Here is a 17,194-nt window from a genome sequence, read left to right as displayed (position 1 = left end):
TCGAACATATGAGCGATAAGTGGGAACCAGTCTGGATGGTCGGCTCCACTGTGGTCGATCCCGGACAGCTCTACGCAGTCCGCGGCGAACACTGGGCCGAACCGGCCCCGCAGGCCTGCCGCAACGGCCACCCACTCGACGGCAACTGCCTGGTCGGCGCCATCCCCTGCGGGCCCGCCCACGGTCACCACCGCTCCTACGAGTGCTGCACCTGCGGCCACCGGATCGTGTGGCCGGCCTTCGACGACGACTGCCGCTTCGCGAACTGAGCCCCATGCCATTAGAGACTCGTCCACCCTTGCCGGGCAGAGGAGCCCGGCCGCGAGAACCGTCAACCGCCGCTCGGCAGGATGGACAGACCTAGCGGGCGGACTGCCCGGCCGGGGACGACTCCCGAGAGCGCGCAGTCAGTCCCTCCTGCTCGCGTAGTAGAAGGCGAAGCTGGTGCCCAACAATGTGATGAGCGGGCCGTAGATCACCGAGCCGATCGTCTTGACGCCTTCGACGCGGTCCGCAGGCGCGAAAACCACAGCCGCGAGCAGCATCACGGAGATGACCCCCACCAGGATCAACAGTCGCGACGCCAGCAGATACCGCTGCCGATGCAACGGCACACCGACCGTGGCGCCGACGACACCGGTCTGGGGGACCAGGTCTTCGCGGATCTCGGGAGTCGAGATCACCAGTGGCTCACCAACTCTGCCCAGCAGCTCGTCGGCGTCGTCCCGGGTCGCGCTGCTCACGACGCCGTCTCCGCGGCGCACAGCTGGCACACGCACGCCAGATCCCCGTCGCAGCGGCGGCACGCGGCGCCGTAGGACAGCGCGATGACGTCTTCTAGCCCATGACGTGGGGCGAAGTCCTCGGTGATGTCACCCAACGGCTGGCTCTTCGACGCGCCCACCTTGTTCTCCCACCCGTCTGCCCCACCTGCGAGATTCACCACCCTAACCTTGCGCGGCACCCAGGGGATGTCGTCACCAGTAACGCGGATCGAGCTCAAAGGTCTTTCCCCTTTGCTGAAACCCCACCCCAGGGAGAGGTTGGCCGCCGAACTGACGTTCTACTGCGCGACCCTACCACGTGGGATACGTACCAATTGCGTCACAGAAGCGTGTTGGTTACGCCAAATGTGCGTAAACCAGGTTGACTAAGTACGGTCTACTACCTACTGTCAAGACATGCGGCGACGCGTCAGCCTGGCCGTAAGGGCTGCTCAGAGATGGATTGGGCAGCGCCTGCGGCCAGGGCTGCATGGCGAAGTAGAAAGGGAACGACCGCGATAGGCGCGGACCGTTACGCGCGAAATCGCAAGACAAGAGTCGATACCGAAGAGAAGCCGTCGGCAGTTCCTCGGCATTCATGGAGCGAGGATGACGTGTGCGCGAAGTGGGGTCCGCGCGGAACTGCCAGTAAGAGGGGAGCGCGCACGTGAGTGTTCAGGACCGGACCGAGAACCCGACTAGGGACACGTCCGGCAAGTCCGATGTGGTGCGTCTGTCGATCAACCTGGCACCAGACGTTGCAGATGTTCTACGCAAGTGGGCAGGCAAGAAGCGCATCAGCGCGACCGAGGCCGTCCGCCGTGCGATCGCCGTCTGGAACTTCATAGAGACCGAGAAGGCCAACGGAAACCGGCTGGCCATCGTGGAGTCGCTGCCGGGTGGCGAAGAGCGGATCCGCGAGGTGGTCCTCATCGACTGACCCTGGGCACAACGCTTTCCGATTGAGATTTCATGTGGACATATTTGAAGCACTGAACGACATCAGCCGATCCGTGTGAATCGGCAGAGCGGGTGGAGGGTTGGGTCCTTCACCCGCTCTTTTTCTAGACAAACGACATGAGCAGGGGGTGCTGATGCAAGACCAAAGCTTCGAGTGCCGGTATCGGTCGTATACGGATCTGCTGACCAGCAGCACACCGAACGCGACCGAACTCGATGCGATCGAACGCCAGCTTGGTCGCCTCGATCATGAGGTCGCTCAGACCGGCCTCGATCAGGAGCGGCACGTGGTGCTGCGCGAACTGCGCGAGGAAGCGCTCGGTGCGCTCGGCGCCGCCCAGCACCGTTCTCGCATCGATGACGCGCGCATGGTCGCCGATGCACTTTGTGCAGGCCGAAAATCGGTGCGCCCCTTCGACGGCGACAGTTCAGCACCTACGCTCGGCACGTGACTGACTACGTGGTCGGCCCTGGTGGAACCGCACCGGAGGCCGCCAGCTCGTTCGACGCGCACGCATAGATCCGACCGGCAGCCCGTGCCCGTCTGCGGCGGCAGCGCGAACCGGCGCCAGCCACGCCTCCCCGCCAGCCACGCCTCCCCGGCGGCAATCGGCAGAGCGGCGGCAGCCCGCTCACCGATAGCTGGACCCTGCGCTGAAAGGTTGCTGACGGACTCGGTACCCGGCCGGTCGCCGACCGGGGCCGCCTGCTTGTGGCCGCGGTAGACCCGCCAATCGGTCCTTGCCCTGCCCGCCCTTTTGGGCGGCCTGCCCCCGCGGCGAGCGGATGCCCTTCCGCGCCCTCGGGCGCGATCTCTGGGTCTGAGCTATGGCCTGGCCTGTGTGGTGTCTGTCCCTCTCGGTGTGGCCTGAGGGCGACTCGATCACCTCACCGACCGGAGGCAAGGGTGGCTTAGCCATCGCGTAGCGACGCCGCAGGCGCCCTTGCTGGAGGGCGGTGAGGTGATAGCCCTCAGATCAGGCCACACCGAGAGGGACAGACACCACGCCCCAGCGAAGACCCGCGCGAGCGCAGCTCGCGATACCCCGCGCCGATCGTGCCGCGCCTCGACCTTGACGAGCAGCTGCCCGAGCCAGCGACCACCGACCTACCCGGCACACGCGCTACGCCACCACAACCCGCGACAGCCGCGGCTCTAGACCGCAGCCACGCGCACCAGACGCCGCCACCGCCACCGACTCCCAAAAGCACCACGCACCCAACTTTCCGAGGTACTCCCAACGCAACCAATGTCTTTTTCTTTTCTCTTTTCCACCACCCACCACTCACCCCCCTGACTTCATTTTCAGATTTTTGATTGATTCCCCCCACCCCCTTCCACATCTCATGCCACGAAGTGCGTATGAGATGTGGAAGGGGGTGGGGGGAATCGAGCGAAAATCTGCGCGCGAACGCGCTGGTCAGGGAGGGTGAGTGGTGGGTGGTGGACCGCCAAAAGGTAGCCAGCGGTTGTGACACATGTTGTCTCGGCGTTTGCCGAGACATTGGCTAGGTTTTCGCACTGCTGACCTGCACCAAGATCGACTCGGCGAACCGCCGAACCACGACGGGCGGGCCCTTCCTCGGCCGGAGATTGTGCGCCCGGCACCCGGCCCCCTCAAGGGCGCTGCGCGTCGCTGCGCGATGGCCTACGGCCACCCTTGACCGGACCGGCCACCGGGCTGGCGAAGCCTTCGGAGGAAGGGCCAGGGGGATGGTTGGGCAGAGCAGCAGCCGATGGGTAGTTCCACGACTACCGACCGGCCCAGGACACGAAAAGGCCCCCGACCCGTAGGTCAGGGGCTTTCCTCGAGGGCTGCGGTTACGCGGCTGGTGCGACGTAGGCGCCCAGGTCGTAGACCCGGCCGTAGCCGCCGCCCTCGACCGGGCTGACGTAGAGCAGATCCACGATCCGGCCGCCGATCGCGACGCCGCCGGCGCGGGCCCGGCGCACGCCCGCCGAGATGGCGCGCTGCACGTCGCGGTCCAGGGTGATCGCGCGCAGGCCTTCGTCCTGGTCGTCGACGCGGGCCGCAGCGTCGATCTCGACGATCAGTGCCGAGTCGATCACCGGATCGCCGCCGGTGGCGACCTGCGGGCGGCGGTTGACCCAGAACAGCGGCAGGCCCTGACTGTTGTGGCGGTGGCGCCGGACCACGGCGACGATCTCGCCGCTCACGCCGTCACCGGGCTGCACGTCCTTGCCGAAAGGATTCGTCGCGCCCTGGCTCATCAGCTCGGCGTTGACCTGGTCCAGGTCGGTCAATGCGTTGGTCATGATGTGTCCTTCGTTCGTGTGTGCTGGTTGAGGTGAGAAGTAGGGAGTTGGGACGGGGCAGGTTCGACACCTGCCCCGTCAGCGACCGATCAGCGAATCAGGGTCAGCACCTCCGCCCCGGTGTCCACCGACTCGGCGGACGCCACGATCTGGGCTACACGCGAGTGCGACAAGCCGACCGCGCCGCCGATCTGGCGCATGGATTCACCGGCCGCGCGGCGGCGCATGATCTCCGCGTCACGGGCGGCGTTCGGGTCGGACTCGACACCGCTGTCCAGCCCCTGCACGGGCTCTGTCGAGCCGCTGTCCAGTGCTGGACGGGCGGTGTCCACCTCTGTCCACTCCGCGTCTACTGGGTCGGCGGCGCTGTCTACCCGCACGGCGATCGCGTCTACCGGCTCCGGCGCGCTGCGCGGGACCTCGATCAGCGCGGTCAGGCCGTGTGTGGCGGCCAGACCGGCCAGCGGGGCCGCGCCGGCGACCGCGGCCGCGATCGTGGCGGGCAACAGCCGCTCGCCCGATTCCGCAGCGTGCAGACCATTTCCGACGATGCTGACCAGCTCGGCGACGGCGAGCTGGGCCCAGAAGAACACCGTGGTGCCGGTCGGCACGGTGATGTCCTGGCGGGCCCGGCGCTTGAGCGAGACCAGCGCGACGGCGGACTGGACGATCGCGCCGTCGACGAAGATCGGGCCGACCCACGCTAGACGGCTGTCGATCCCGGCCATGACAGCCAGATCCGACAGGGCCACGAAGCTCCACGCGAACGCACCCAAAGCGATCACGATTGTCATTACCAGTGCGGTGTTCTCGGCCCAGTCGCTGCGGCCGGTAGACACCGGGTGGACAGCCTGTACAGCGGCTGTACGGGTGGTGTTCATCGATCGTGTCCTTCCCACTCGATCGCGGCGAACGCGTTGACAGGGGTGCGCACCAGGCGCTCCTGGTGGTCGTGCAGGGCGTGCCCGGCTAGCTGGTCCAGGGCGTCGTCCAGGTCGCTGGCAAGCTCTCGGTTACGGTCTTTCAGGTCCGCGATCCGGGCCTCCAGCGCCGCGATACGCGCGGCCGTATCGGTCTGGTCGATGGTGAACTCGGGCCGCACCGGGCGCAGCGGGATCACCGGGGCGAGGTCGGCCTGGTCGACGTCGGCGACGGCCGTCGCCGGCATCGTCGACTCGACGGCCACCGTGCTCACCGCTCCATCTCGTCTCGCTCGCGCTCGGCGCCGACCGCGGCGAAAGCGTTCACCGACGACGCGGTATCGCGGAAGGCGTTGATCGCCTGAGTCCGGGCCGCGACGCGGGCACCGAACGCAGGAACCGGGTTGCCCGGCGCATTGCGGGAGGAGTCGCGCGAGGTTTGCCCCTGGTCGATGCCGTGCCAGTAGTACGGCCTCGACGGGTCCGCCGCCCGCGCCGTGTCCGCCGGGTCGGTCGGGTCGGCGACGTAGTCGACCTCCTGGACGTCGCGGGTGTAGATCCCGCGAGCCAGGTCCCGCCCCTGCTCCAGGTGGCGGCGCTGCAACGGCGCGGTGTCGGGGGCGGCCAGCTGGGTGGCCGCAGCGTCGGGGTCGCGGCGCCATAGCTCTTCGGCCTCGCCGATGGCGATCCACTCGTGCATGTACCGGTGATCGGGGTTGTCCATCCACGGCGACGCGTAGGAGTGGGCGTCGATCGAGTCGGCCGGGTCGTACTCCTGCGGATCGCGGTTGTGACTCTTGGCCGACAGCTCGTAGTCGGTGCGCATCTGGCGCTCGATGTCGCTCTCGGTCTCGGAATCCAGAACGTGAGCGGGGGTAGTGTTCGTCATCGGTTCGTGCCTTTCGAAACTGCTTGAGTAGGTGGGTTCAAAGCCGGGCCAGTAGCCGTGGCCGGTCATCTCGCGTGCCTGCATGTGGGAGGCCCAGCGTGGCTGGTCCATGCCGGGCGGCCGCAATCCGCCTGGCATGGTCACCTCGTGGGCGTGGCGCATAGCCTCGGGCGCGAAGGTCCAGGCCTCGCGGATCTCGTCGAGCTCGCGCCACCGCGGCGCGACCTGCGGATCGGTGGACCAGCGGTCCCGGATCGCGCTCGCCTGCGCCGGCCGGATCTCCGGGTCCTCGAAGAGCCGGGCGAAGTCCGACCGCCACAGCACCTCGACCTCGTCGTCGACACGGTCGGCGTAGCGAGTGATCCAGGGATCGTCGAGATCGTCGTCGGGGCTCATCGTTCGATCCCGTCCTCGCGCTCGGCGGCGGCGAACGCGTTCACCGACTCCGAGACGCTGAACGCATTGACCGGCTGGGCAGTCCTCCTGGCCTGGGTGGCCTGGCGCTCGGCGCTGCCGTACCGCTGGCTCGGGTGGGTGGTCTCGATGACCTTCGACACCGCCTCGTCGCGTTCCTGACGCAGTGTCTTCGCCGTGGCGAGGGCCTGGTCGCGCTCGGCGATCATCGCGGTCAGCTGCTGAGTGAGCCGGGCATTGCGCTCGGTGAGGTCGGCGTTGTGCTCGATCGACAGGCCGTGACGCTGACGCAGATCCCTGTGCGCCTGCTCCAGGTCCTGCCGCTCCAGGTCGTTCTCACCGAGCAGCCGCTCGCGGGCGGTGACCCGCTGATCGGCCAGCGCCGTGGTCAGCGACTTGGGCATCCCGTAGCTCTCGAACCGCGGGTTCCCAGGGAAGTTCGGGTCGGTGATCTCGACCCGCATCCGAGCGGTGTCCGCATCCGCACTGTCCACGCTGGCGTGGGCGTAGTCCAGAGCGGCGGCCTCGCTGCCCAGCGTGGAGACCTCGCTGGCCAGGACCTCGCCGGTCGCCGGGTCGATGCGCGCCACCGCGACCTCGTGCGGCTCGGCGACCACGTAACCCGGCTGCCGATCACGCGACCAGCGCGTCAGCGCCCGGAACGCCTCGTATCGCGGACCCATCACCCCGCGCCGCTCCGGATCGCCGATGGCGAGCCCGTCGGGGCGCGCCTCGATGTCGACGTACACCTTCCCGTCCCGAGGCAGGCGCTGGTCACGGGCCAGCTCGCGGCGGGTCTCGGCGATGGCCTCCTCACGGAATCCGTAGTGGTTACGGACCTGCACGCTGCCGGGCACACCGTAGGTCGCGGTGTAGCCGGTGTGCTCGGCCATGTAGTCGATCTCGTGAGCGATCTCCCGCCGCGTCAGACCCGCCGCGAACGCCGCCTCGGCGGTGCTCGCGCGGGCCTTCTCGGCGACCTCGGGGTCCAGGGCGTTGCCGGACCGGTTCACGCCCAGGTGAGCGCTGCGCAGACGCTGCACCGCGTTGCGCTGCCGGTCGTTGAGCTCGTCGTAGCCGCGCGGCGGACGCAGCTCGCGGCGGGCCTCGGCCCGCTGGGCGGCCTTGGCGCGCTGCTCGGCGACCAGGCGGGCGTTGTGCTCGCGCCGGGCCGCGACCCAGCCCTCGGACTGCACCGCGACCGCGCGGGCGGTGCGCTCGGCCTCGGCGTCCATGTTCTTGAAGATCGCCCCGTACGGCTGAGACGGATTGCGGTCGGCCTCGCTCAGTGCGAGCGCGACCTGTCCGCGCCGCTCCAGCGGCAGCGCCTGGCCCTCGTGCAGGGTCGACTCGATCGAGTACCGGATACCCGCCAGACGCTCGCGGTCCAGCGCGGCGTCCTGCTCGGTGAATCCCGGCTGCTGGCTGCGCAATCCGGCGGCGACGACCTCGGCGTGGTAGTCGTTGACCCGCTTGGTGAACCAGGCCGCGGCGATCTGCTGCTCGCCGACCTGCACGCGGATCGACTCGGCGAGGTCGCGGCGCTCCTTGCGCGTCAGCTTCGGTACGCCTTCGGCTCCGCGCCGGCCGCGGTGATTGTGGATCCATGACCGCGCCGCGGCCATGACCTGGCCCAGCGCCCGGCCGGTGTCGCGGACGATCTCGTCCTCGACCGCCGGACCGGAGCTGTTGTGCGCGTTGTCGGTGAAGTTGAACATTCGGATCTCCTTGTGTGAGTGGTTGAACTGCGGAAACTCAGTGGTCGGCGGACTGGTCAGCGACCCAGGCCGCCAGTTCCAGCTCGTTGCGGATGTCGCCGGCGAAGTACTCGCAGAAGTCGTCCCAGCCCTGGGGCCAGACCCGCAGGGTCCGGTCGTAGACCTCGGCGGCGTCCAGGGCGTCGATGCGGGCGTGGCGGGCCGGGTCGGCGCTGATCTGCTCGACACACGCGCGCAGGAAGTTGCGGGCGACGGTGATCTGTACGGGTGTCACGTGTGCCGGGACGGCGGTGCTGGTGGTGTCGGGCATGGTCAGGACTCCTTCTTGCGGGGGTCATTGGTGGTGCGTCGGGTCTCGTAGCGGGCCCGCCGGACGGACAGGGCCTCGACGTGGCGGCGAATCCAGGCGCCCGCGTCGGCGACGGCGTAGTAGGCCATCTGGACGGTCTCGACGGCGCCGGGGCGACCGGCGCAGTGCCACCAGCCGAAAGCGGCCACGGCCAGCACGTACAGCGACAGCGGGCCTGGCAGCGGCAGCACCGTCACCGCGGCGGTGGCGACGGCGGTCCCGGCCACGGCCGGACCCCAGATCCGCGCCCAGTCACGGGCCCGGGTGGCGCGGTCCACGACCGGCTTGGCGGCGCGGCCGAGCTGGCCGCCGTCGTGGGTGACGGGCACCAGCTGCGCGGCGAGCTTGGCCGCCGGGCTGCCGATCATGTCCTCGTCCAGGACGGCGAGCTGGGCTTCCTCGGCGGCGGTCAGGCCACCGAGCAGGTCCTCGCCGTGCTCTTCCGGATCGGGTAGCGGGTTCGGGATAGCCATGATGAATCTCCTTGCAGGTCAGTCGGTGTCAGGCCGGACGGCGCTTGGTCATGGGGATCACCGGCGCCAGCGCGGTGGTGTCCGGCTCACCCGGAACCGGGGCCAAAGAGGCGGCCATGCCCGGCAGCGGGCGCTGCCGCTCGCGGGCGGCGTCGTCGAGCATCGAGACACGGCCCCACCGGGTCCGGCCGCCGGCGACCCACACCACGTCGCCCTTCTGCATGGCGCGCAGCTTGTTCGGCGGGGCGATGTACTCGTCGTTGGCCTGCACGTTGCCCTCGTCGCCGACCTTCGAGCCGCCGATCAACTTCCGCGACAGGTCGAACTTGCGGCGGGTGCCGTAGATGTTGGCGATCTGCTCGGGGTTGGTCGTGCGGCCCAGCAGCGAACCACCCGAAGCCGCAGAGACCAGGCCGGTCCGGGCGTCGTCGTCGTAGCCGAGGCCCTGCCAGGTCTGGGCGATCCACCACGACCCGACACCGGCTTTACGCAGGCGCTCGACCCACTTCACCGCGCGGGTCTTGCCATCGGCGACCGCGCTGAATTCGTCAACGGCCATCAGGATCTGGCGGCCGTGGGCGACATCGGCCAGCTGCTCCAACATGCAGCCGATCGCGCCGAACTGGGCGCGAGCCCGGTCGGGAGTCTTCACGCCTTCCAGCACGATGTAGAGGAAGTCGTAGTCGGTGATGGCCTTGCCGCCGTCGAACGCATCACCCAGCGACCGGCACAGGTTGGCGAACTCCGCGCGGGCGGAGTGCATCACCTTCTGCTTGCCCGCGACCGTGGACGCGATCTCCATATCCACACCGGGGACACCGGCCCACGGGACGTCCTGGTCGTAGACTCCGCCCCACAGCTGCGCGAGAACGCGCTCGTTGAACCGGCTCAGGAACTCGAACCAGTCCCGGGGCGGATTCTCCCCGACTGCGGTCGGCACGCCGTCGACGAGATCCACCCGCTCTGGCGCGTCCACGACCAGGTGAATCAGGGTCTCGCGGATTTCGTAGAAGTACTTCTCGGTATCCGACGTCGGTGTGGAACCGCCCGAGATCATCGACGACAGGATCGACCGCAGATCGTCGCGCTTCTCGACCCCCCACAAGTTCAACGGGGTCTTGGGGAAGATTCCGACCCGCTCCTCGGGCACGCCCATCGCACGGAACCACTCGGCCATGCCCTCGGCGACCGCAATCGACTGCGGGCCGCCGTTGCAGTCCAGGACCAGCACCTGCGGGCGGCCGGGGCGATTGCGGTTCCACCACTGGCGGTGACGCATCCACGTCGTCACGAACCACGCCACGAGCACCCGGCGCATCAGCGTGGTCTTGCCCGATCCGGACGACGCGACGGTGGTCATGTGCTCAGCGAGCGCGATCCACGGCACGATTAGGCGGGTCTCGTTACGGCCCAGCAGAGTCCGCAGCATCGACTTCGCCGGAGCCTGCGTCTGCTCGTTGGCCAGCCGCCCGATCACCACATCCGGGTTGAACCCTCCGGTGTGGAACGGCAGACGACGCTGCGCCAGCCGGGCTGCGGCGCGCTGCTCACGCTGCGACTGCGCCCACAGCGCCCGCTCGGTACGCGCCGGCGACTGCAAACCGACCGTGGACAGCTTCACACGGAAGTGCGTGTAAGCCAGAGTCGCGGCCAGCCACGCGGCCGGGACCAGGACCACGGCCATACCGAGCAGACCCGCCACGTGATCCCCGGCCATGAACTGCTGCGACGCCTCGGTCGCCATCGTGCCCGGCGCCAGCACATCCCAGTGCCACAACGCGGTCGCGCCCGGAATCACCGCCAGCGACCCGAGCAGCCAGTTACGCAGCTTGGTCGGCTTCCACGCGTGCAGCGTGGCCGGAACCAGGATCATCACGGTCATCACCAGCACCGCGAGCAGGCACGTACCGGCCAGCAGCGCCGCGTCAGTGACGCCGTCGAGCGAGACTTCCGACAGCTTGGGCAGCCACCCGATCGGGTCGTGATCCAGGCCGATCGGCGGCATCGTCGGATCGACGTCGATCTGCGGTGCCTCGGTCGGGGTCGGCTGGGCCGACAGCACCGGGGTCGGGGCGTAGGGGGCGCAGTCTTTCGGGGTGATCATCGGCGTGCAGGTCATGACGACACCGCCTCTCCGTTCGGGTCTGTGACCTGGGTGTTGTGATCAGCGGATCCGCCCGCGATCACCCGGAGACCGGGTCGCAGATCGGGCGAAGACGGGGACTTCTTCTTGGGCGGGATGAGCTCGTCGAGATCGGCGAGCCGCATTCGCAGCGGCGAGTTCTCGAATAGCCCCGCGGCCTTGAGTTCGCCGGCGGCCTTGTTGATGACCGTCTTCACGCGCTCACCGCGGTAGTAGTAGATGAGCCCAGCGCAGTCGGCGGCCCGCGCGGTCTGGAATGCCTGCGAGACCGCGGTTTTGGCTGCCTTGAGGTTCTTGTCGGTCAGCTCGACCTCGACCGCGATCAGCTCACCGTTGTTGTTGATGTAGCGGCCGTCGTGGATGTGCGGACGAGTCTCACCTGGCTTGGCGGGCGGGACCTGCGCGCGCAGCTGCCGCTCGGAGATCCAGCGGTCCAGGTCCAAACCGACCAGCGCCAGCCGAACCTCGAAGACAGTGCGGGTGTGGTCGGCCATCTTCGGCGACGGCATCCAGTACTTCGTGCTGCGGCCCAGCATCGCGTCGGCGGTCGAGCGGGTCGGGGTGATCCACGACGGGCCCGGCACCGGGCGCATCCCCAGCTCCGAGACCACCTTGGCCTTGCGCAGCTTGCGCACGATCCGGTACGCGCGCGACTCGCTCACGCCCAGTACCTGGGCCACCAGATCCAGTGGCGCGCCGTACATGTCTGACAGCAGCGTCAGCAGCAGCATCTCGCGAGAGGTCAGATTCACCGCTCCATCCCTTCTTCTCGATCCAGCTCGGCCGCGGCAAATGCGTTCACCGGGGCGGTGTCGCGGAAGGCGTTGACCGGCGCCTCGGCCCAGGCCGGGCCCGGATCGCCCGGGGCCTGGTCAATCTCGACGCCACGGCGCTCGGCGGCACGTTCCTGATGGGCGCGGGTCGCCTTCGCCAGCGCGGCGAGCTGAGCCTGAGTCGGGGTCCGCTTCGGCGCGGCCTGGTTGATGTCGAACAGATGCGCCACCAACGGCTCTCGACGACTGCCACGCGAGCGGACGACCCGTCCCGCGATGTCCTGCCCGTTAGGACGCAAGCCCTGTGCGGCCAGCTGGCGGCGGGTCCGCAGATGATCAGGCGCGGTCCGCCAGTCGTAGGTCGGGATTCCCTCGCTCATCGCGGCACCTGCGTCGGCTGGACACGCTGCACGTGCACGCAATCGGTGCGCTGGACCTCATGCGCCCGGCAAATGTTCGGCGACTCGACGTAGGACTGCTGATCAATCCAAGCGACCGAGCAGCCGACCATCCCGACGAACACCAACACCACCAGCGCGATCAGCCGCAGCCCCGCAGGCAGGTGATTCAGCGGCGCGTAAACCGCACCGACGCCCGTGAACTCGGCACCACCCATCGACTGAAACGCGTGACGACCAACCTGGTCGCGGTCATCGCCACGGCCGTAGCGCTGCGGTGCGGCACTCCCCCGCCCGTTCATCGCTCGACACCGTCGTGCTCGGCAGCCCAGACCATCGCATCTGCGATCGCGTTGCCCGATGCGCGCACCGCATCGTCACGTTCCGGCTGCGGATATTCGCGAATCTTGACCGCGACCTCGTGCGCCATCGACAGCCACTCGGAAGTCGAAACGGAATCACGTGCGGCATATTCGAGGCGGTTCTTCGCAGACTCGACATTCATGCTTCCGTATGTGGAGGGCCACCACGGATACTCGGGGTTGGGCTCATCGAATCGGTCGGCGTAAGGCTCCAACGCGGCGTAGCGGGTACTCAGGGCGACCATCCGGCTCCGCAGTACTTCTTGCTGGCGGATGATCGAGTCCAGCTCGTCGTACAGATCGACCGGGTCGTTGATCGACTCGCGGGCAGGTTCGGCGCTCATCGACGCACCCCCACACGCTTCGACGCCCGCCACAACCAGACCGCAGCGACGACTATCAAGACGAAGCCGAGTACGTCCGGCGCGATCAAGATCATCGAGCCCACCGACAGCAGCGCCACTGCGGTCACAAAGCCATTCCCGCGCATCAGGCCGCCCTCCGGACTGACCGGCCGAGCAGAGCAGCGAGCTGCGCTCGCGCATGGGCCGACATCGGGGGTGCCTGGGCGACGATTTCGTCGAGGTAGTCGGCAACCTCTGGCGCCAGCGTCACCTCTCGCGGCTTGCGCCGGGTCGGGCCATCGCCCTCGTCGACGCTGCCCGCGCAACGGGCAACGCCCTGCGGCCGTGCAGATCCGGTGACCTTCCGCTGCTTCTGTCGAATCGGCGCGCTCACTTGACACCGCCGTCGGTCAGCGGACGCCTGAGCGCCAGCACCTGGTTGCGGTCGACCTTGATCAGTCGGGGTCCGATCTGGAACGCCTCCAGCAGCCCTGCCCGGATCCACCGTCGGACGGTGGTCGGGTGAACGCCACCGGCGAGAACGCCGGCATCGCGCAGCCCGATCAGGTCGCGCGCGGTAGTTGAGGAATCTCCCGTGTGCATATGTGCAGCTCCTTCAGCTCGTGCGGCTTGTGTATACACACGAGCGTATACGCAGCTGCGTATACGCACAAATGTTGCGTATACGCAGCCCGCTGAAGGCATGAAAAAGCCCTGATCAGTGGACTGATCAGGGCTCTTGACAGGCGCTTAGGACCACACGGTCCGCCGACGAACTACTGGGTGTTCAACGCCATCCGGAACGAGAAGGCCCGATAGCGGCCCGGGATGTACGACACGTCGGAGACCATGAGGAGCTTGTCGCCCGATGTGACGTAACGCTGCTTGATGGTGATCAAAGGCTCCCCCGCCGGAGTCCCCAGCCATTCGGCATGATTGTCAGACGGCACCCGCTCGGCCAGCTCCTCCTCAAGGAAGTCCGCCTCGGGCGGCGACTGCCCCGGGAGATGGTAGGTATCGGAGATCGAAATCGGCCGCCCACCCTCGGACGCCCTGGTGACGACGTGCACGAGCGGCGCCCCGACGTCGAGCCCGAAGGCGTCGGCCAGCTCTTGATCTGCCGCGATCTCTCGGACCTCGCGGTCGACCACCACCTCCTCCCCCTCGCTCGACTCCGTGTTGTACGTCGTCTCGGGGCTTTCCATCTGCCGCTCGGGCGAGATCCGGGTGTCGTCCGACTGCGCAAGGACCAACGTGCCGCGGCGCTCGACGGTCTTGACGAGCCCCCACCGTCGCAACTGCCCTGTCGCCTTCCTCGCCACGATCTCGGACACCCCGAACTCTCGGGCGATTTCGGCATGGCTGGGTAGCCAAACGTTCGGCGGGATCACACCCTTCCGGATATCGACGGCGTACTTGTTCGCGATAGCCACGTATTTGGGTTCCGGCATCGAGCACCCCTCTCGGTCACTGAACGCAGGCAAGTACCTGCGTATACGCAGAGAATGTACCCCGCCTACGGCGACACACCGATAGCGCTGTGGCCTCGGCCATGTCGTACGTCGTCAGCGCAGTTGCCAACACTGGGCGACATCGCCCAGGTTCCACCAGGAGACAAACGAGCCGTCAACGGAGTCGAGTGTCCACCGTGCCGACAGCTCGTCGAAGAACTCGTCGCAGCCAGTTTTGCCGCCCTTCGGCTCGCCCACGAAGATCAGCCGGTCACCGCCGGCGGCGACGTAGTCCTGCAGCACGCGGGCCGACATCGGATCGCCCCATCCGGGCGGCCAGCACAAGAACAGAACGCGATCGCCGAATCCGGCCGCCTCAAGATCCGGAAGGCCGGCCACCGGGTACCACTCGGCGCGCCGCCCGGCTGCGTTCGGGAACGACGGATTCGCAGCGGCCTCAGGTGGCTCGGAGTCATACGCCGCGACCTCGACGCCGCGGGCGGCCAGCATCGCCGCCCAATACCCACGCCCGGCGCCGACCTCACAGATCCCGCGACCACCCGCGACCTCGACCATCCAGTCGAGCGTGCCCGGCGAAGGGATCGCGTAGGCGTACGTCTCCTGCAGAACCGTCTGCGCATACCCCATCCGGGCTGTTCCCGCACCGCCTCCGGGGATCCGATGGTCGTCGGCACTCTCGCCCATCAGCGGCTGCACAACGTCCCAGTACGGATTCGAACTCTCACCGCCCGACAGGAAATGCAGCATCCGCAGGTCAAGCAGCCGGTCCTGCTCCGGATCCGGGCCACCTGGCAGCCCTGCAGCTGTATCGAGGTACTCGGCGACCTTCGGATACTCGGTCTGCAACCTCACCTCATCCGCGAGGAGCGTGGCTAGTTGGTCGCGACGATCCGGGGACAGCATGAAAGCAGTCATCAGACCATTGTGCAGATCGAGCCAGCTAGAGGTGATCGGATCGACTTGTCTCACAGTCGATCCAGACACTCCTAGCCCGGCGGCAGCTCCGAGATGGTGCTGGTGCCTCCAGCAGCCTCGTCCTGCTGAATTTCACGGCTGAACCACTGACTTTGCCCCGGCGGCGGGCTTGGGTCGTCGCCGATCCAATGGTGGCTGGTGTCGTTTAGATGCGGCAAAGCCCGGAGTCGACCATTGTCGAGCTTCTCCAGCCGAACAGATAGCATTCGCATTGTGGTCGGCTGGGCTAGCTCAATTCTCTGTTCGCCCACACTGAACTCATATGCGCCAATAACAACAAGCTCGTAGTAGCTCTCAGAATCCAGTTGCACAGCGATTTCTGGAGCCAGTTCAACCGGATGCCATTTCGCGATCGCTACGCGCCCTTCGATCATTGCCGCCGCGTGCAGCACGTCCCACATTTCGGAAAAGGTAACATCATCAAGTTTCGGAATCAAAATTGGCACGGCTACGTGCGATTGTACGACCTGCAGCGCCCGCAGATATTCGATTACACGAAGATCGAAAGCTTGAAATCCCTCGGATACTTGCCGAATATCACGAAACGGCCCATACTTGCCTCCGACCTGGATAGTATTCGGATAGACCATTGCAGCAGTTAGCGCGATCGCAGGCCATGCGTCACCGATCTCAGCTCCTTCCAACCGTGACAATCTAAAAGAAATGTCACCGCTCGCCGTCTCGCCGTCAAACTCACCTTCGGTGTGCATTCGGCCTGATGGATCCGAACCCGTGGTCCGAACCCCCGTCCTATCTGGACCGATCGAAGAGGTTACTGTGAATGTAACCGGGGCTGCCAGTTCCTCACCATCCGGAGCCACGGCCCTGATTCGGATTTCACGCACTTCCGATTCCGACGGCAATATCGACACCCATGCCGTATCAATATTTCCACCAAGTCCCCCAGGAAGGTCCATTTCGACGGACGCCCGGGCATCTAGGGGGGTGCCAAACTTCCGCCAGCGGTCGAAGGCGTCCTGATCAAACTCCGGATCCTCTATCGCGAAGTGCAGCTTTAGCGGGATCGGACGTTCAGCAAGCGCCTCATCGAATCGCTTATAGATACGAAAAGTAAGGCACGAGCCGTCCGGCGAGACCAGCTGAGTAGCAGCTACAAGTCCAGGTTCATCGCGAGAGATCGAGGGCGTGAACGGGTCGATACTTACACCATAGCGAAAGTGCGGATCGCCATCGAGAACCCTTTGCAGACGACCTAGATGTTCGGCGACCTCCGCTGGCGTAAGCACAGAAGTCTCGTTTGCGAGGTCGAACAGCTCTCGGTCACGCTGCAGGATTTTACCTACATCTGCAATCGCGTTCCTCAGCCGCTCCGCGCCACCTTCCAGATAATAGTCCTTAACATACCAGTGCTTCGAGATCCAAGCCTCACATGCATTAAGGCCCTTCCATTCGATGATCCGGCCTGGCTGATTGAACCATTCCTCAATGATCGCGCGATCAGCTTCTGTCAGCGGATCATCTTTTTCCTCTGCCGATCTCTTAAGTTTCGGGTCTTCGGAGAACATGTCGGCAATAACCCTTTCGGGCATATCCGAAAACCACTCGTCTAGCTTGTTCTCAATCGTCGGATCCAATGGCATCACAAGATACCAGTCTCCAACCGGTATCTTCTTACGTACTAGGCCGATCATCAGCCGACGAAACGACTTCTCTATCTGCGTTTTCTGAGAAGAGTCCAGGTTCGTTGCGAACTTCTTAACTTGATAAACATCCCACACCTCATGCGGCGGTGCCGAACGAGGTACGATTACATCAATGCCAAAGTCACCTTGCGACGGGCGAATGCGTTGCGCCCTTGGGTACTCATTGTAGAGCAGTATCGATACAACCGCTTCGACCTCGTCTCCACTTAGCGCCGCCCATGGCACTCTCGCCATGCCGATCTCCCTCTTCCCTAGCAGAAATGTATGCCGGGCAGCGTAATCGATCCTGGTGTCGGCT

Annotated in this window: 21 protein-coding genes; 3 read left to right on the top strand and 18 right to left on the bottom strand. The window is 66.4% G+C overall.

Features of this window, described 5'->3' with window-relative positions:
* The first annotated feature begins 8 nt into the window (after positions 1-8).
* Positions 9-269: a hypothetical protein gene (locus ACIO52_RS04615; protein WP_402641678.1), complete on the top strand. Its 261-nt coding sequence runs from the start codon at positions 9-11 to the stop codon at positions 267-269.
* Between the two features lie 138 nt (positions 270-407).
* On the opposite strand, the gene ACIO52_RS04610 is transcribed toward ACIO52_RS04615, so the two are convergent.
* Positions 408-743, bottom strand: a complete 336-nt coding sequence (locus ACIO52_RS04610) for a hypothetical protein (protein WP_402641676.1) — start codon at positions 741-743, stop codon at positions 408-410.
* Entirely contained in the window at positions 740-943 is a 204-nt protein-coding gene (locus ACIO52_RS04605) for a hypothetical protein (RefSeq protein ID WP_402641673.1), read from the bottom strand. Before ACIO52_RS04605 ends, ACIO52_RS04610 begins: the two co-directional genes overlap by 4 nt.
* Before the next feature lie 488 nt (positions 944-1,431).
* Here ACIO52_RS04605 and ACIO52_RS04600 point away from each other — a divergent pair, with 488 nt between their 5' ends.
* Both ACIO52_RS04600 and ACIO52_RS04595 read left to right on the top strand, forming a co-directional pair.
* Complete coding sequence (locus ACIO52_RS04600; RefSeq protein ID WP_402641670.1) at positions 1,432-1,704, top strand: hypothetical protein; 273 nt, start codon at positions 1,432-1,434, stop codon at positions 1,702-1,704.
* A gap of 148 nt (positions 1,705-1,852) precedes the next feature.
* Positions 1,853-2,176 carry a hypothetical protein gene (locus tag ACIO52_RS04595; RefSeq protein ID WP_402641667.1) on the top strand — a complete coding sequence of 108 codons (324 nt, stop codon included), beginning with the start codon at positions 1,853-1,855 and terminating at the stop codon, positions 2,174-2,176.
* 1,370 nt (positions 2,177-3,546) lie between these two features.
* On the opposite strand, the gene ACIO52_RS04590 is transcribed toward ACIO52_RS04595, so the two are convergent.
* From ACIO52_RS04590 to ACIO52_RS04515, 16 genes are all read right to left on the bottom strand, one after another.
* Entirely contained in the window at positions 3,547-4,002 is a 456-nt protein-coding gene (locus ACIO52_RS04590) for a hypothetical protein (RefSeq protein ID WP_402641664.1), read from the bottom strand.
* Between the two features lie 89 nt (positions 4,003-4,091).
* Positions 4,092-4,796 carry a DUF2637 domain-containing protein gene (locus tag ACIO52_RS04585; protein WP_402641661.1) on the bottom strand — a complete coding sequence of 235 codons (705 nt, stop codon included), beginning with the start codon at positions 4,794-4,796 and terminating at the stop codon, positions 4,092-4,094.
* Between the two features lie 83 nt (positions 4,797-4,879).
* Positions 4,880-5,188 carry a hypothetical protein gene (locus ACIO52_RS04580; protein WP_402641658.1) on the bottom strand — a complete coding sequence of 103 codons (309 nt, stop codon included), beginning with the start codon at positions 5,186-5,188 and terminating at the stop codon, positions 4,880-4,882.
* Between the two features lie 5 nt (positions 5,189-5,193).
* Positions 5,194-6,207, bottom strand: coding sequence for a hypothetical protein (locus ACIO52_RS04575; RefSeq protein ID WP_402641655.1), 1,014 nt, complete (start codon positions 6,205-6,207; stop codon positions 5,194-5,196).
* Entirely contained in the window at positions 6,204-7,943 is a 1,740-nt protein-coding gene (locus tag ACIO52_RS04570) for a hypothetical protein (protein WP_402641652.1), read from the bottom strand. Before ACIO52_RS04570 ends, ACIO52_RS04575 begins: the two co-directional genes overlap by 4 nt.
* 37 nt (positions 7,944-7,980) lie before the next feature.
* Positions 7,981-8,253 carry a hypothetical protein gene (locus tag ACIO52_RS04565; protein ID WP_402641649.1) on the bottom strand — a complete coding sequence of 91 codons (273 nt, stop codon included), beginning with the start codon at positions 8,251-8,253 and terminating at the stop codon, positions 7,981-7,983.
* A gap of 2 nt (positions 8,254-8,255) precedes the next feature.
* Positions 8,256-8,765: a hypothetical protein gene (locus ACIO52_RS04560; RefSeq protein ID WP_402641646.1), complete on the bottom strand. Its 510-nt coding sequence runs from the start codon at positions 8,763-8,765 to the stop codon at positions 8,256-8,258.
* Between the two features lie 28 nt (positions 8,766-8,793).
* The gene (locus ACIO52_RS04555) at positions 8,794-10,884 is read right to left on the bottom strand and encodes a hypothetical protein (protein WP_402641642.1); all 2,091 of its coding nucleotides are present in this window, start codon (positions 10,882-10,884) and stop codon (positions 8,794-8,796) included.
* Positions 10,881-11,660, bottom strand: a complete 780-nt coding sequence (locus tag ACIO52_RS04550; RefSeq protein WP_402641639.1) for a hypothetical protein — start codon at positions 11,658-11,660, stop codon at positions 10,881-10,883. The genes ACIO52_RS04555 and ACIO52_RS04550 overlap by 4 nt, the downstream gene beginning before the upstream one ends.
* Entirely contained in the window at positions 11,657-12,061 is a 405-nt protein-coding gene (locus tag ACIO52_RS04545; RefSeq protein WP_402641636.1) for an RRQRL motif-containing zinc-binding protein, read from the bottom strand. The genes ACIO52_RS04550 and ACIO52_RS04545 overlap by 4 nt, the downstream gene beginning before the upstream one ends.
* On the bottom strand, positions 12,058-12,381 hold the full coding sequence (locus ACIO52_RS04540; protein WP_402641633.1) for a hypothetical protein: 324 nt from the start codon (positions 12,379-12,381) through the stop codon (positions 12,058-12,060). Before ACIO52_RS04540 ends, ACIO52_RS04545 begins: the two co-directional genes overlap by 4 nt.
* Positions 12,378-12,785 (bottom strand): hypothetical protein, encoded by a 408-nt coding sequence (locus ACIO52_RS04535; protein WP_402641631.1) that lies wholly within the window; start codon positions 12,783-12,785, stop codon positions 12,378-12,380. The genes ACIO52_RS04540 and ACIO52_RS04535 overlap by 4 nt, the downstream gene beginning before the upstream one ends.
* 390 nt (positions 12,786-13,175) lie before the next feature.
* Positions 13,176-13,388: a hypothetical protein gene (locus ACIO52_RS04530; protein ID WP_402641628.1), complete on the bottom strand. Its 213-nt coding sequence runs from the start codon at positions 13,386-13,388 to the stop codon at positions 13,176-13,178.
* Positions 13,389-13,561: 173 nt separating this feature from the next.
* Complete coding sequence (locus tag ACIO52_RS04525) at positions 13,562-14,236, bottom strand: GntR family transcriptional regulator (protein ID WP_402641626.1); 675 nt, start codon at positions 14,234-14,236, stop codon at positions 13,562-13,564.
* Positions 14,237-14,350: 114 nt separating this feature from the next.
* Complete coding sequence (locus tag ACIO52_RS04520) at positions 14,351-15,172, bottom strand: hypothetical protein (RefSeq protein ID WP_402641623.1); 822 nt, start codon at positions 15,170-15,172, stop codon at positions 14,351-14,353.
* A gap of 71 nt (positions 15,173-15,243) precedes the next feature.
* Positions 15,244-17,130 carry a hypothetical protein gene (locus ACIO52_RS04515; RefSeq protein ID WP_402641621.1) on the bottom strand — a complete coding sequence of 629 codons (1,887 nt, stop codon included), beginning with the start codon at positions 17,128-17,130 and terminating at the stop codon, positions 15,244-15,246.
* Positions 17,131-17,194 lie beyond the last annotated feature (64 nt).

This window comes from Nocardia sp. NPDC087230 (genome assembly GCF_044744725.1).
Taxonomy (GTDB): Bacteria; Actinomycetota; Actinomycetes; order Mycobacteriales; family Mycobacteriaceae; genus Nocardia; species Nocardia canadensis.
The sequence above is the reverse complement of the archived record's forward strand: the minus strand, read 5'-3'. Positions and strand labels throughout refer to the sequence as shown.

What these genes read in the sequence shown, in the direction of transcription:
- ACIO52_RS04565 (WP_402641649.1), bottom strand. Translation starts at nt 8,253, where the DNA reads ATGCCCGACACCACCAGCACCGCCGTCCCGGCACACGTGACACCCGTA.
- ACIO52_RS04570 (WP_402641652.1), bottom strand. Translation starts at nt 7,943, where the DNA reads ATGTTCAACTTCACCGACAACGCGCACAACAGCTCCGGTCCGGCGGTC.
- ACIO52_RS04560 (WP_402641646.1), bottom strand. Translation starts at nt 8,765, where the DNA reads ATGGCTATCCCGAACCCGCTACCCGATCCGGAAGAGCACGGCGAGGAC.
- ACIO52_RS04535 (WP_402641631.1), bottom strand. Translation starts at nt 12,785, where the DNA reads ATGAGCGCCGAACCTGCCCGCGAGTCGATCAACGACCCGGTCGATCTG.
- ACIO52_RS04585 (WP_402641661.1), bottom strand. Translation starts at nt 4,796, where the DNA reads ATGACAATCGTGATCGCTTTGGGTGCGTTCGCGTGGAGCTTCGTGGCC.
- ACIO52_RS04615 (WP_402641678.1), top strand. Translation starts at nt 9, where the DNA reads ATGAGCGATAAGTGGGAACCAGTCTGGATGGTCGGCTCCACTGTGGTC.
- ACIO52_RS04555 (WP_402641642.1), bottom strand. Translation starts at nt 10,884, where the DNA reads ATGACCTGCACGCCGATGATCACCCCGAAAGACTGCGCCCCCTACGCC.
- ACIO52_RS04540 (WP_402641633.1), bottom strand. Translation starts at nt 12,381, where the DNA reads ATGAACGGGCGGGGGAGTGCCGCACCGCAGCGCTACGGCCGTGGCGAT.
- ACIO52_RS04545 (WP_402641636.1), bottom strand. Translation starts at nt 12,061, where the DNA reads ATGAGCGAGGGAATCCCGACCTACGACTGGCGGACCGCGCCTGATCAT.
- ACIO52_RS04520 (WP_402641623.1), bottom strand. Translation starts at nt 15,172, where the DNA reads ATGACTGCTTTCATGCTGTCCCCGGATCGTCGCGACCAACTAGCCACG.
- ACIO52_RS04525 (WP_402641626.1), bottom strand. Translation starts at nt 14,236, where the DNA reads ATGCCGGAACCCAAATACGTGGCTATCGCGAACAAGTACGCCGTCGAT.
- ACIO52_RS04575 (WP_402641655.1), bottom strand. Translation starts at nt 6,207, where the DNA reads ATGAGCCCCGACGACGATCTCGACGATCCCTGGATCACTCGCTACGCC.
- ACIO52_RS04530 (WP_402641628.1), bottom strand. Translation starts at nt 13,388, where the DNA reads ATGCACACGGGAGATTCCTCAACTACCGCGCGCGACCTGATCGGGCTG.
- ACIO52_RS04590 (WP_402641664.1), bottom strand. Translation starts at nt 4,002, where the DNA reads ATGACCAACGCATTGACCGACCTGGACCAGGTCAACGCCGAGCTGATG.
- ACIO52_RS04515 (WP_402641621.1), bottom strand. Translation starts at nt 17,130, where the DNA reads ATGGCGAGAGTGCCATGGGCGGCGCTAAGTGGAGACGAGGTCGAAGCG.